12 protein-coding genes are annotated in these 13,309 nt (G+C 63.5%); 11 read left to right on the top strand and 1 reads right to left on the bottom strand.

What is annotated here, in order from left to right; genetic code table 11:
• Nucleotides 1-67 precede the first annotated feature (67 nt).
• A complete protein-coding gene (locus AOC05_RS14715; protein WP_062007878.1) occupies nucleotides 68-1,273 on the top strand; it encodes a metal-dependent hydrolase family protein in 1,206 nt (401 codons plus the stop codon).
• 8 nt (nucleotides 1,274-1,281) lie between these two features.
• Here AOC05_RS14715 and AOC05_RS14710 read toward each other — a convergent pair whose 3' ends face one another.
• Complete coding sequence (locus AOC05_RS14710; RefSeq protein WP_157375001.1) at nucleotides 1,282-1,764, bottom strand: MarR family winged helix-turn-helix transcriptional regulator; 483 nt, start codon at nucleotides 1,762-1,764, stop codon at nucleotides 1,282-1,284.
• 103 nt (nucleotides 1,765-1,867) lie between these two features.
• On the opposite strand from AOC05_RS14710, the gene AOC05_RS14705 reads away from it, so the two are divergent.
• From AOC05_RS14705 to AOC05_RS14660, 10 genes are all read left to right on the top strand, one after another.
• Nucleotides 1,868-3,715, top strand: coding sequence for an ABC transporter ATP-binding protein (locus AOC05_RS14705; RefSeq protein WP_062007877.1), 1,848 nt, complete (start codon nucleotides 1,868-1,870; stop codon nucleotides 3,713-3,715).
• Between the two features lie 193 nt (nucleotides 3,716-3,908).
• Nucleotides 3,909-4,679 (top strand): SGNH/GDSL hydrolase family protein, encoded by a 771-nt coding sequence (locus tag AOC05_RS14700; protein WP_062007876.1) that lies wholly within the window; start codon nucleotides 3,909-3,911, stop codon nucleotides 4,677-4,679.
• Between the two features lie 169 nt (nucleotides 4,680-4,848).
• Nucleotides 4,849-6,399: a hypothetical protein gene (locus AOC05_RS20455; RefSeq protein WP_062007875.1), complete on the top strand. Its 1,551-nt coding sequence runs from the start codon at nucleotides 4,849-4,851 to the stop codon at nucleotides 6,397-6,399.
• On the top strand, nucleotides 6,380-7,345 hold the full coding sequence (locus tag AOC05_RS14690; RefSeq protein WP_062007874.1) for an Ig-like domain-containing protein: 966 nt from the start codon (nucleotides 6,380-6,382) through the stop codon (nucleotides 7,343-7,345). Before AOC05_RS20455 ends, AOC05_RS14690 begins: the two co-directional genes overlap by 20 nt.
• A 350-nt stretch (nucleotides 7,346-7,695) precedes the next feature.
• Complete coding sequence (gene rpmB, locus AOC05_RS14685) at nucleotides 7,696-7,932, top strand: 50S ribosomal protein L28 (protein WP_062007873.1); 237 nt, start codon at nucleotides 7,696-7,698, stop codon at nucleotides 7,930-7,932.
• Nucleotides 7,932-8,099: a 50S ribosomal protein L33 gene (gene rpmG / locus AOC05_RS14680; protein WP_044574616.1), complete on the top strand. Its 168-nt coding sequence runs from the start codon at nucleotides 7,932-7,934 to the stop codon at nucleotides 8,097-8,099. Before rpmB ends, rpmG begins: the two co-directional genes overlap by 1 nt.
• A gap of 4 nt (nucleotides 8,100-8,103) precedes the next feature.
• A complete protein-coding gene (rpsN, locus tag AOC05_RS14675; protein WP_062007872.1) occupies nucleotides 8,104-8,409 on the top strand; it encodes a 30S ribosomal protein S14 in 306 nt (101 codons plus the stop codon).
• A 267-nt stretch (nucleotides 8,410-8,676) separates the two neighbouring features.
• Complete coding sequence (locus tag AOC05_RS14670; protein ID WP_062007871.1) at nucleotides 8,677-8,958, top strand: HU family DNA-binding protein; 282 nt, start codon at nucleotides 8,677-8,679, stop codon at nucleotides 8,956-8,958.
• 163 nt (nucleotides 8,959-9,121) lie between these two features.
• Nucleotides 9,122-11,365: a cytochrome c oxidase assembly protein gene (locus tag AOC05_RS14665; protein WP_420480368.1), complete on the top strand. Its 2,244-nt coding sequence runs from the start codon at nucleotides 9,122-9,124 to the stop codon at nucleotides 11,363-11,365.
• Entirely contained in the window at nucleotides 11,365-13,296 is a 1,932-nt protein-coding gene (locus AOC05_RS14660; RefSeq protein WP_186759157.1) for an NHL domain-containing thioredoxin family protein, read from the top strand. Before AOC05_RS14665 ends, AOC05_RS14660 begins: the two co-directional genes overlap by 1 nt.
• The last annotated feature ends 13 nt before the right edge of the window (nucleotides 13,297-13,309 follow it).

The raw sequence follows: 13,309 nt of genomic DNA, 5'->3' as shown, positions 1-13,309 counted from the left end.
TGGCATTCAATCATGCCAGCAACGTCCGGATCATGCAGGTTTTTCCGGATTGCAAGGAGACTTCACCATGCCCAACGCCGCCACCTCACTGCTGACCATCACGAATGCGCTGATCTTTGACGGCTCCTCACCGGTGCTAACCGAGGGGTCAATTGTGATGCGCGACGGCGTCATCGAAGATGTTGGGGAGGTGGCACCGGTCGGTGAGGTCATCGACGCAGGGGGGAACGTGGTGGTCCCGGGGCTGATCGACGCGCACTTTCACGCCTACGCCGTCGGACTGGGCGGCTTCGAGGTGGAAAGAGGCCCGCTGAGCTACGCGGCACTGGTGGGTGCGCAACGGTTGGGGGCTGCGCTCAAGCGCGGATTCACCACGGTGCGCGACGTGGCCGGCGGGGACATCGGTCTGGCCAAGGCGGGGCGCGAAGGGGTGCTCGCGTCGCCGCGCTACCTGTTCACCGGCCCGGCGCTGAGCCAGACCGGTGGACATGGCGACCCCCGCGCCGAGGACCTGGACCTGTGCTTCAGCCACGGCCACATGTGCGATGTGGTGGACGGCGTGGACGATCTCCGCAAAGCCGTCCGCAACAGGTTCCGCACCGGCAGTCACGCCATCAAGATCATGACCTCCGGCGGCGTCGTATCCTTGACCGATCCCATCCGGGTTCCGCAGTATTCTGCCGAGGAGATCCAAGCGGTCACGGAGGAAGCCGCGCGCCGCAACAGCTATGTGGCCGCCCACGCATACTCGCCCGAGGCCATCAGGCACTCGGTGGAGAATGGTGTGCGCTCCATTGAGCATGGCAACCTTCTGGATGCTCAAACCGCGGCGCTGATGGCTGACCACGGTAGCTTCCTGGTGCCAACCCTGGCCGCCTATTACGCCATGGACCGCTTCGGTGAAGAGCTGGGGCTGCACCCGGTTTCCCAGGCGAAAAACGCCGAGGTGCTCTCGGCTGGCAAGACCGCCATTGAGCTGGCGCTCGCAGCCGGGGTCAAGGTGGGTTTTGGCTCGGACCTCATGGGGGCGCTGGAAACCGAACAGCTGGCCGGCGTCCGCCTACAGGTTCAGGCCGCGGGAATGCTGGAAACGCTGCGGTCCATGACCTCGGTAAACGCCGAGCTGTTGCAGGATCCGTTGATCGGACGGATCGGTGCCGGCGCCCACGCCGACGTACTGATCCTTGACGGCAACCCCTTCGAGGACCCTGCAGCCCTGTGGGATGAGGGCCGCTCCAGAATAGTGATCCAAGCCGGCCGCGTCTGCGCCTAAACCAGACGCTATTGCTGCGATAACGGCTGTAAGAGGGGTGCTGCGGCGCAGGGAAAGCTAGTGGGGAGTTGGCCCAGGATCCGGGCCAGTTCGGCCCTGTCCTCTTCAGGGAGCTTGGCAAAGTACTCGTTGGACTTGTCGCGACGTTCGGCCCGGACGTCCGCATAGAGCTGACGGCCCGTGTCGGTGGCGGCAATCAGTGTGGCCCTGCGGTCGGAGGGGTCACGCTCGCGCCGAACCAGGCCCTTGGCCTCCAGTTGGTCCACTACCTCGGTGGCGGAACGGGCGGCAATGCGCAGCCGTTCTGCCAAGTCCTTGAGCCGTAATGCTTCTGGTTCCGGCGTGCCGCGGCGAAGTAGCGTCATGAGCGCCCGCCACTGGTGCGGTGTCAGCTCCCACGGGGCCAGCTGCTCGGCCCATGTGCGGCGCAGTCCGCGGAATGCCTCGTGAAACAGTTCGCCAAGATCGGCGGAATTATCAAGTGAAGCCATGGTCAACAGCATACCTAATTTGACGGGCAACCACATAGTGAGGTAACCTCGGTATAACTTGGTGCGAGTTCCGCACCCCGCACACCATCTGGAGGTGTAGCCCATGACGGAGAATATCCTCGGTAAAGAACCTGCACCATCTGCCGGCTCCCCGCGCCCCGGCGGCCCCGGACGTATCAATCCCGCAGACCGCACGCAGCTCGCACTAAAACCAGTCAGCCTCAAACGCATCGTGGCCCTGTTCGCTCCGCACAAGGTGACCATCACCGCCGTCGTGCTTCTGATCAGCGCCTCCAGCGTCGTCTCCCTTGCCCAGCCTTTCCTGGTCCGCGGCATCATCGACACCGCACTGCCGAACAGAGACATCAAAATGCTTGCGTGGCTGGCCGGGGCCATGATTGCCGTGGCGGCCGCCACCGCCATGATCGGCGTGGTGCAGACGTGGATGACCACGGCGATGGGCCAGAAAATCATGCACACGCTGCGTACCCGCCTATTCACCCACCTGCAGAAGCAGTCGCTGGCCTTCTTCACCAGGACCCGCAGTGGCGAGGTGCAGTCGCGGCTGAACAACGACATCGCCGGCATGCAGTCTGTCATCACCTCCACCGCTACCGGCGTCGCCTCCAATGTGACCACCGCCGTCGCCACTGCCGCGGCCATGGTGGTCCTGTCCCCGCAACTGTCCTTGCTCTCATTGCTGGTCATCCCACCCGCGGTCTGGTTTTCTCGCCGCGTGGCTCTGCTGCGGCGCGACATCACCGCCACGATGCAGGCCGAACTTGCCACTATGAACACGCAGGTCGAGGAGGGGTTGAGCATCTCCGGCGTACGCCTGGCGAAGACTCTGGGGACCACGGGCCATGACGCCCGCCGCTACACCGCAAGCTCCGAGCGGCTCATTGGCCTGGAGTTGCGCTCCCAGCTGGCCGGTCGCTGGCGGATGGCCACCATGGGCATCATCTTCTCGGCCATCCCGGCACTGATCTACTTTGCCGGCGGTCTCCCCGGAAACACCATGAGCATCGGCACGATCGTGGCGTTCACTGCGTTGCAAGCCACCATCTTCCGCCCCATCATGGGCCTGCTGAACCTCGGCGTCCAGTGGGTCACGGCCATGGCTCTGTTCAGCCGGATCTTTGAATACCTGGATCTGGTGCCCGAGGTCACCGCCCCTATCCGTCCCGTCGTTCTGGATCCGGCCACCGTGCGCGGCGAGGTTCGTTTTGAGGGCGTCCGTTTTGCGTACGACGGCGGTGCCGAAGTTCTCCATGGAATCGACCTTGCGCTTGGTGCCGGCACCACCACCGCAGTGGTGGGCCCCACCGGGTCCGGCAAGTCCACGCTCGGGGCGCTGCTGCCCCGGCTGCACGACGCCACCTCCGGCCGCATCACCATTGACGGCGTGGACGTGCGCAAGATTGCCCCGGATGTGCTGGCCCGGATTGTGGGCGTGGTGTCCCAGGAGAGCTACCTAATCCACGACACCATCAGGGAAAACCTGCTGCTCGCCGCCCCCGACGCGGACGACGCCGTCCTGTGGAGCGCACTGGCCTCGGCGCACATTGCCGATCTCATCGCCGGTCTGCCAGACAGGCTGGACACCTTGGTGGGTGCCCGCGGGCACAGGTTTTCCGGTGGTGAACAGCAGCGGCTCGCCATTGCCCGCACCATTTTGCGCAACCCCCGCGTGCTGGTCCTGGACGAGGCCACCTCCTCCCTGGACAACACCACCGAGGCACAGGTGCAGGCAGCGCTTGACCGCCTGGCCGTCGGCCGGACCACCTTGACCATTGCGCACCGGCTCTCCACCGTGGAGGACGCGGACCAGCTTGCCGTGCTGGCCGGCGGGACCCTGGTGGAGCTTGGTGCACCGGCCGAACTCCGGGATGCCGGCGGCGCCTACGCGGCCCTCATTGCCTCCGGCGAATCGCTGGAGCCAGTCGGGTAGGAATCAGTATCGGTCGGCCCTTACGCGCCGGGGGCCGTTGTGGAGTTTCGCCCTGGGCCGGCCAACGTGGTCGGTGATCACCCCGCTTAGCGCAGGGCAGCCCATAGGGTCACACACATAGGATAAGCCTAGTTAAGGCTCCGCGCTGCGGTGGAAGATGCCGGCACGCTGGGATGGATTACAAGGAGAAAACATGGAATTTTCGGCACGATATGTGGCATTGGGCGATTCATTCACGGAAGGACTGGGGGACACGGATCCCTCGCTGCCCAACCAGGTCCGCGGCTGGGCGGACAGGACGGCTGAACAGCTGGCACTGGCCCATCCGGGGGAGACCATCGGTTACGCGAACCTCGCCATCCGGGGCAAGAAGTTGGGGCAGATCCTGGCAGAACAAATTGATGTGGCCGTGGCCATGAAACCCACACTGGTTACCATCTATGCCGGCGTCAATGACATTTTGCGCCCCAAGGTGGACATTGATGCCATGGTCGGCCATTACTCGTCCGGGATTGCAAAGCTGGCCGGCACTGGCGCCCGGGTGTTGGTCTTCACCGGTTACGATGCCAGCTCCTCGAAGGTCTTTGCCAGCATCCGCGGCCGCACCGCTATCTACAACGAGCTGGTGCGTGAGGTTGCCCAGACCCACGGTGCTGAACTCGTGGATTACTGGCGCTTCCGGGAGTACAACGACTGGCGGCTGTGGGGGATTGACCGGATGCACATGTCCACGCCGGGCCACATCAACATGGCCAACAGGGTCCTTGAGCAACTCGGCGAGACCGCACGGATCCCCATGCCGGAATTGCCGCCCATTCCCATCAAGACCAGGGCGGAGGTCATGAAGGACAACGCCGCCTGGACCAAGGAATATGTGGGTCCCTGGGTAGGCCGGCGCCTGCGCGGAGTGTCATCAGGTGACAACCTCCTGGCACGCTGGCCGGAACTACGCAAGCCGCACTAACTTTCGGCGCACAGCCCGCAAAGCACCTTCCCCTCCGCAAGAATTCCTGCAAGAAATTCCCTCAAAAAATACGTAGCGATTACCGATGTGGCGCTTCGTCTTGATCCGTAACGTCACCCGTAGGGGGCGACTGTCCCGCGGAATTTTTGAAGAGGGAAAGGATTTGGCAATGTCCAAATTGAGGGAACCGGCGCTGCTCAGAGCAGCCGGTGGGGTTATCGCCACGGCGATGGTGGCGCTAGGCGTCACGGCCGTGGGATTGGTGCCGGCACAGGCGGGAACACCGGCACCGACGCCCATCACACGTTCGGTCTCAGGCACTGGGTCGTCATCGTTCACTGTCCCCGCGGGGGTGACCAAGCTTACGATCGTGGCGCAGGGTGCTTCCGGCGGAGGCTCGGCAAAGGGTCCACTCGGAGGGGCAGGCGCTCTTGTTTCGGGCACCGCATCCGTGACCCCCGGAGACGTTGTGAAAATGGTCGGTGCCGCCCAGGGCGTCGCATCACCGGGAGGCCCCGCCTCTGCTGCTAGCGGTCTCTACGCCGGTGGAAAAGGTGGCAATGACTCCTATAGGGGTCGGGGAGCTGCCGGTGCTGGCGGTGGAGTGGCAGCTGGCGTCCAGATCAACAATATTGACCAGATTGTGGCCGCCGGTGGCGGCGGCGCGGGTAGCGCCGGCGGGGATGGATCTAGCGGTTGTGCTGGCGGTGTTGGCGCGGATGCCCTCCAGGCCGGGATGGTCGGGGGAGTTGGTGGCGGAAGCTGCAGTGGTAAAGGCTCCGCCGGGGCTGCCACCGGCAATCCTGACGGCGGCGGCGCCGCGTTTTTGTCTGCAGCAGGTGGTGGTGGAGCCGGGGGCGGCAAGGCCTCCGCTGGCGGCGGTGGCGGCTCCAGCTTCCTTGGCTCCAGCGTCGCAGGCACAGTAAATTATGGTGCCCGAACTGTTGGCAGCGTAAGCATCAGCTACACAGTTGACACCACCACCACGGTGACGGCTACCCCCGACCCGGCATTTGCCGGGGACACCATTGCCTACACCGTCAAGACGATGGTTGCAGGAACCACGACGCCCGTCAGTGGCCCGTACGCCCTGTACGCTGGCGCCTGCGGCACTGGGGCTCTCCTAGGCAACGGAAATCTCAGCAACGGAACCGCGACGGTGAACGCCACGGCGCATGCCTCCGTGTGTGCCAGCTTTGGCGGAGCCGCTGAATACAACGGCTCCGACGGGACCGCGACGGTGACCGTAAACCTCAAGCCCACCACCACCACGGTGACGGCTAGCCCGAACCCGGCATTGGTGGGTCAGAACGTTGGCTACACCATCAACACAGTAGTTGCAGGCACCAGGACGCCGGTCAGCGGCGACTTCACCTTGTATTCGGGCGTGTGCGGGACCGGAACGGTTCTGGAGGCTGGCACATTGGTGAACGGGACGGCAACAGTGCAGGCACCTGCCAACGCTTCGGTGTGCGCCCGCTTTGCAGGCACCACCACGCATGCCACTTCCGACGGCTCTGCAACGCTCCCGGTGAACAAGGATGTCACGACGACCGACGTTTGGCTGCCGAGCAGCCCGGTATACGGTCAAACTGACTTCGCCTACATCGATGTGAATCGGACCGCTAACAGCTGGGTAACCCCCAGCGGCACGGTCACCTACTCATGGAATGGCGGGACACCCCAGACCGGAACGCTTAATGAAGTGGGGATCCCTTGAACTGGAGATTCCCTTCCTTAGTGCTGGCACCCACACGCTGACGGCCAGCTATGGTGGCGACACGTCATTTGAGGCTTCCGAAGGTACGGCTGAAACCACCGTTTCTGATGTTGGAACAACGGTTGCACTGACGTCCTCAGTCAACGCCACCAATGTTGGCCAGGAGACCGTTTTCACCGCCACGGTCGCAGCCGATCTTGAGGGTCAGAATACAGAGCAGCCGGACAGTACTGGTAAGGCTGCCGAAAGCGCTGCTGCCGAAGATGTGAACCCGGCCATGGTTCCCACCGGCACTGTCGTGTTCAGCGTGGCCGGAGTAACCATCGGCACCTCACCGCTGGTCAACGGCGTGGCAACCCTGCCCATCAGCACGTTGTTGGCCGGTGCTAACCAGGTGACCGCCACGTTTGATGCCAACGGGAACTTTGCCGGTTCTGCCAGCGATGAACTGGCCCAGCAGGTCAACAAGCTGCCCACCACTGCTGTCCTTTCGGTTTCCCCGTCACCGAGCAACGTCGGTGACGTCGTCACGGCAACGGCCACCATCTCTGGCGCCCAGGAAGGCCTCCAGCTCACCGGCACCGCGCAGTTCAGTGTTGGCGGGAAGGCCGTGGGCCCGGCTGTTGCCGTCGCCAATGGCCAGGCGGCCTTGGGTATCAAGGGACTTCCCTTGGGCAACAGCGACGTCACCGCCGTTTACAGTGGTGACGCAACGTACCTGACCTCAAACGCTGCTGGCCAGAGCGCAGTGGTCAACGCGGCCCCGGTCACACCGGGCACGAGCACGCCGACGTCGACCACCACGGCAGCAGTAACGGCCACGGTCACCCCGTTGGCTAGCACGGGTGCACAAAATGCCGTCCTGCTGACCGGTGGCCTCGGCCTGCTGGCACTGGGCCTGACGCTGGTGCTGGTGCGTCGCCGTCGTACTTCGGTACACAGCTAGCACCTAGATGAGGGAAGCGGCGTCCCGGGACCAAGGCCCCGGGACGCCGCTTCCTTCTTTAACGCGGAGCATGATATGGGCCAATTCGCGTTAAACCCCAACTTTCCACTAGACTGGGTAGGCGCTAGGTGGCGCGGAGCGTGTGCAATTGCTCCGGTTTGCGGTGATTATCCTCCCGTGGGCCGGTAGTTAGGGGCTCAAGTTGCGTGCCTTCGAAGTATTCATCGGACCAAGTTCGGTCCCATCCATCTTGAAAAAGACGTGGGGGATCATGCTGTCCAAGGACGAACGCCGCCTACCCGCACGGTTTACACCAGTGAACCGTTCCCATTCATTATTTAGGAGTGATCATGGCAGCACATTGCCAGGTGACCGGAGCCGAGCCGGGCTTTGGACATAGCATTTCGCACTCGCACCGCCGCAACAAGCGTCGGTTCGATCCGAATATCCAGAAGAAGCGCTACTGGGTACCGTCCTTGCGCCGCAACGTTACGTTGCAGCTCTCCGTCAAGGGTATTAAGACCATCGATGTACGCGGCATTGACTCCGTTGTTGCCTCGATCTTGGCTCGTGGGGTGAAGCTCTAGTGGCAAAAGACAAGGACGTACGTCCGATCATCAAGCTGAAGAGCACCGCGGGAACCGGTTTCACGTACGTAACCCGCAAAAACCGTCGTAACACTCCGGACCGTTTGGTCCTGAAGAAGTACGATCCCAAGATCCGTCAGCACGTCGAATTCCGAGAGGAGCGCTAAGACTATGGCTAAGAAGTCCATGATCGCGAAGAACGAGCAGCGCAAGGTCATCGTGGAGCGTTACGCCGAAAAGCGTCTCGCCCTGAAGAAGGCCCTCGTTAACCCGGCCTCCACCCCGGAAGAGAAGGAAGCAGCCCGTCTGGGCCTGCAGAAGCTCCCCCGCAACGCCTCACCGGTACGCGTGCGTAACCGCGACGCCATCGACGGCCGTCCGCGTGGAACGCTCCAGAAGTTCGGCATCTCCCGTGTACGCTTCCGCAAGATGGCGCACGCTGGCGAACTGCCTGGCATCAAGAAGTCCAGCTGGTAATCACTGATTTCCGGTTGTAATTTGGGCGGTGACCTTCGGGTTGCCGCCCTTTTTGCATACGTTTTTCCGGTCCACACCGGTGGTTCCCAGCCCGGTGGTTGTTGGCTGAGAGCGAAATCTCCCTAGAATCCGGGTGAAATTGCCCGAAAAACGCCAAAAACCAAGGAAATTTGCCGGAAATTCGCGGAATAACTGGTATGTTCGCTAGCAGTGGTTGACACGCAACCGCGTGGAAAAGAACTTTCTTGATCGTCCAGGAGGACAAACATGGCTAAGAATCGTAGCGAATTGGTTGCTGAAGTTGCAGCAAAGGCTGAGACCAGCCAGACGGCAGTAAACGGCGTCCTGGATGCACTCTTCTCGGTATTCGAGAGCTCGGTTGCAGCCGGCGAAAAGATCACCATCCCGGGCTGGCTCTCCATCGAGCGCACCGACCGTGCAGCTCGCACCGGCCGCAACCCGCAGACCGGCGAGACCATCCAGATTGCAGCAGGCCACAGCGTCAAGCTGTCCGCAGGCTCCAAGCTGAAGGCTGCTGTCAAGAACTAGTTTTCAGACAGTTCCACACGAAGGCGGCCCCTTGGTTGCGCTCTGCGCAACACGGGCCGCCTTCGCGCATTTAACACCCAGCCAGTGCGCCACAACAAAACCAAGAGGTTCCTGAAAGCTCACTGATTCGCGCTATCCTCGCTCCGTGCAAGACAATGGAGGAGTGTCACCAGTAGAAGCAGCCACTGCATCCCGCCCTGACCCCTCCACGCCTGGCCCCGCCAAGGACGCCACACTTGTGGGGGGAACCTTTGCCGATGGCATTCGCAGCCGCTGGTGGTGGCTTGGCCTGGCGTCGGCCACGCTCGGCGTTGTCGCCTCCTTACTGTGGACGGGGGCAACCGCGGCAGCCCAGCTGCGCGATCCTGGCGCCCTCACCCGGTGGGGGCTACCCGTTGCCACCACTGTGCACAATTTGGCGCTGGCAACGGTGGTGGGAGCTTTGTTGTTCGCCGTCGTCATTCTTCCCAAAGACCTCAAGACGCACCGTCCGCACACCGGCAACGCCCGGACAGGGCCGGACAAGCCACGCCCGGAGCATCCGGCGTTCACCCGCGTCATGACCTTGGCAGCCGCGGCAGGGTGCGTGTGGACGCTGTCCGCAATTGCCGTCCTGGTGCTGACCTATTCCAGTGTCTCCGGCATGGCCATCACGGGAAGTAACGACTACACGGCGCAGCTGGTGTTCTTCATGACCCAACTGGCCCAGGGCCAGGCCTGGCTGATGGTGGTCATTTGCGCCGCCGTCGTCACCACCTTGGTCTTTGGCCTACGGTCCGTGAGCGGGCTGGCCGTGCCCCTGGTGCTTGCTCTATTGTCCTTCGTGCCCCAGTCCTTGATCGGCCACTCCGCCTCGAGCGCAGACCACAAGGGTGCCGTGAACTCGCTGTTCCTGCACATCAGCGGCGCTTCCCTGTGGGTGGGAGGCATCATCGTCTTAGTGGTGGTCTCGGGCGTGCTGGGCAAGGTCACCGCCCAAACACTTCAACGCTTCTCGGCCCTGGCCATTGTCGCCTTTGCCGTGGTGGCCGGATCCGGAGTGGTCAACGCGGCCATCCGCATCACCAACTGGCACGACCTCTTCTACTCCTCCTACGGCCAGCTGATCGTGGCCAAGTCCGTTGCCGTGATCCTGCTGGGCGTGATCGGCTACATGCACAGGAGCTGGATCATTCCCCGGCTCTCCGGCGGTGCGAAAAGTACGACGACGGTGCGCGCCCGCCGCCTGCTCTGGCAGTTGGTCTTTGGTGAGTTGTTGATCATGGGCATCACCAGCGGCGTGGCTGTGGGCCTGAGCCGTTCGGCACCGCCCCAGTCGCGGGAACTTGTTGAAGCGGCGCTGACGCCCGCACAGATCCTCACCGGCTATCCGCTGCCGCCGGAGCTGGAATTTTCGCGCTGGTTTAGCGAGTGGCGGATGGACTGGTTGTGGGTGGCTTTTGCCCTGGTGGCAGGTGCGCTCTACCTGGCCTGCATGATCAAGCTGCGTCGCCGCGGCGACAAATGGTCGGTGCTGCGCAGTGTTTCCTGGTTTGTGGGTCTGATCGCTCTGGTGTACATCACCTCCGGCGGCACGGCCGTCTACGGTGCCGTCCTGTTCAGCGCGCACATGGTGGAGCACATGGCCCTGATGGTCATTGCCCCCTTGTTCCTGGCCCTGGGCTCTCCGGTCTCCTTGGCCCTGCAGGCCCTGACCCCGCGCGGGGACGGCAGCCGTGGCGTCCGCGAGTGGATCCTGGTGCTGGTCCACTCCAAGTACTCGCAGCTGGTGACGCACCCGCTGTTTGCCGCCGCCAACTTTTCCGGCAGCCTGATCTTGTTCTACTACTCGCCGGCGTTCAACCTGGCCATGCGCTACCACGTGGGCCACGAGCTGATGATCGTGCACTTTACCCTCACCGGGTACATCTTTGTTCAGAGCATGATCGGCGCAGATCCGCTCCCGCGCCGGGCACCGTACCCGCTGCGATTGCTGCTGCTGCTGGCCACCATGGCATTCCACGCTTTCTTTGGCGTATCCATGATGATGGCCACCTCCCTACTATCCGGCGACTACTTCGGCAACATGGGCCGGGCCTGGGGTGATTCAGCCCTGATGGACCAGCAAACAGCCGGCGGCATCGCCTGGGGTGTGGGTGAAATTCCCACCCTGGCCATCGCCATGGGTGTGGCGTACATGTGGTCCAAGTCCGACGCCCGTGAGACCAAGCGCAAGGACAGGGCCGCGGACAGGAATAAGGACGCCGACCTAGACGCTTACAACAACATGTTCGCCGAGCTGGCTGCGCGTGATGCCACCATCGATCCAGCCCATCACAGCCGTGTGGCGGGCCAAGCCGGTACGCTGGCGCCCACCAAATCATCTGCACCGGAAACCCCGGATACTACCCAAGGAGAAACGCGCTAGTGGAATCCTCAACGAAGACCGCCTCGACGCTGCGCATTCGCGCCTCCGAGCTGGAGGGCCGCGGCTGGCTGAACACCGGCGGTGCTGAACTAGATCTGGAAAAATTGCGCGGCAAGATTGTGCTTCTGGATTTCTGGACGTTCTGCTGCATCAACTGCCTGCACGTGCTCGATGAACTACGCCCCTTGGAGGCGCAGTACAAGGATGTGCTCGTCACCGTGGGTGTGCACTCGCCGAAGTTTGAGCACGAAGCGGATCCCGTGGCCCTGGCCGCAGCCGTTGAGCGCTACGACATCCAGCACCCTGTTTTGGACGATCCTGAGCTGATCACCTGGCAGGCTTATTCTGCCCGCGCCTGGCCCACGCTGGTGGTGGTGGACCCCGAGGGTTACATTGTGGCCCACCTCTCCGGTGAGGGCCACGCCGCCGGCCTGGAATCGCTGATCCCGGAACTGATAGCCGAGCATGAGGCCAAGGGCACTCTGCACCGCGGCGACGGCCCCTACGTTGCCCCCGAACCGGTCTCCCGTGACCTGCGCTTCCCGGGCAAGGTGCTGCCGCTGCCCGGCGGCACGTTCTTAGTATCCGACACCGGCCACCACCGCCTCGTGGAGATGGCTGCGGACCTGAGCACCGTCATCTCCACGATTGGCTCCGGCACCAAAGGCTTCGCCGACGGTTCCGCCGCTGTAGCGGAGTTCAACGAACCCCAGGGCCTGGCCCTGCTCCCGGGCGAGCTGGCGGCGGCAGTGGGGTACGACGTCGTCGTGGCCGACTCCGTTAACCACCGCCTGCGCGGGCTCACCCTGGCCACCGGAGAGGTACGCACCGTTGCAGGAAGCGGTGTGCAGCGGCTCCTGGAGGCAGGTCCTGCCCGTGTGAACGACGACGGCGCCAGCACCTCCACTTCCCATCTGGGCACCGCGCCGCTGGAGGTGGCCCTGTCCTCGCCTTGGGACGTGGCGTATTCCGCCGCACTGAACACGGTTGTCATCGCCATGGCCGGCACCCATCAAATCTTCGACTTTGACCCGGCCACCGGCGCGGTCACCATTGTGGCCGGCAACGGTTTGGAAGGATTACTCGACGGCCCCGCCGACCAGGCCTGGTTTGCCCAATCCTCGGGCGTGAGCGAGGACGCCCAAGGCAACATCTGGGTTGCCGACTCCGAGACGTCGGCGCTGCGTGTGGTGCGGTTTGCGCCCGACGGGGCCGTGAGCGTGGAAACCGCCATCGGTGAAGGCCTCTTTGACTTTGGCTTCCGCGACGGCGACGCGGGCCAGGCCCGGCTCCAACACCCCCTTGGCGTTGCCGTGCTGCCCGATGGTTCTGTGGCCATCGCTGACACCTACAATGGGGCCGTGCGCCGCTACGACCCCGCCACACGGCAGGTCACCACGCTGGCCCGCGGCCTGGCAGAGCCCAGTGACGTGTTGCTCGATGAAACCGGAGAGGTGCCGCTGCTCATTGTGGTGGAGGCCAACAAGCATCAGCTGATCCGCCTGCCGCTGCCCAAGAACGCCTTGCAGGTTGATGAGGGTGCCGCACAGACGCAGCGGCCCAAGACGCCGGTGGCGCCCGGAGAGTTGGCGCTGACCATCCGGTTTTCGGCCCCTACAGGACAGAAACTCGATGACCGGTGGGGTGACCCCACCCAGCTGAAGGTTTCCGCCACCCCGCCGGAGCTCCTCCTGGCGGGCAGCGGCACGTCGGTGGGGCTGTCAAGGACTCTCACGCTCTCCGCGGACGTGCCCGAGGGCATCTTGCACTTTACGGCCCGCGCCGCGGCCTGCGACGGTCCTGAAGACGCCAACGGCGAGATTCCTGACCACGCCGCCTGCCACCTCTACCAGCAGGACTGGGGCATCCCGGTGCTACTGAGCGCAGACGGTGCCACGGAGCTGGCCCTAGACCTTCGGGGTATGGACTAGGGAGTCTCTGGCT

The organism is Arthrobacter alpinus (assembly GCF_001294625.1).
GTDB classification, from domain to species: domain Bacteria; phylum Actinomycetota; class Actinomycetes; order Actinomycetales; family Micrococcaceae; genus Specibacter; species Specibacter alpinus_A.
This window is presented reverse-complemented; position numbering and strand designations above follow the sequence as displayed.

Coding starts and splice junctions, on each gene's coding strand:
- AOC05_RS14710 (WP_157375001.1), bottom strand. CDS start 1,764: ATGGCTTCACTTGATAATTCCGCCGATCTTGGCGAACTGTTTCACGAG.
- AOC05_RS20455 (WP_062007875.1), top strand. CDS start 4,849: ATGTCCAAATTGAGGGAACCGGCGCTGCTCAGAGCAGCCGGTGGGGTT.
- AOC05_RS14700 (WP_062007876.1), top strand. CDS start 3,909: ATGGAATTTTCGGCACGATATGTGGCATTGGGCGATTCATTCACGGAA.
- AOC05_RS14705 (WP_062007877.1), top strand. CDS start 1,868: ATGACGGAGAATATCCTCGGTAAAGAACCTGCACCATCTGCCGGCTCC.
- rpsN (WP_062007872.1), top strand. CDS start 8,104: ATGGCTAAGAAGTCCATGATCGCGAAGAACGAGCAGCGCAAGGTCATC.
- AOC05_RS14670 (WP_062007871.1), top strand. CDS start 8,677: ATGGCTAAGAATCGTAGCGAATTGGTTGCTGAAGTTGCAGCAAAGGCT.
- rpmB (WP_062007873.1), top strand. CDS start 7,696: ATGGCAGCACATTGCCAGGTGACCGGAGCCGAGCCGGGCTTTGGACAT.
- AOC05_RS14690 (WP_062007874.1), top strand. CDS start 6,380: ATGAAGTGGGGATCCCTTGAACTGGAGATTCCCTTCCTTAGTGCTGGC.
- AOC05_RS14715 (WP_062007878.1), top strand. CDS start 68: ATGCCCAACGCCGCCACCTCACTGCTGACCATCACGAATGCGCTGATC.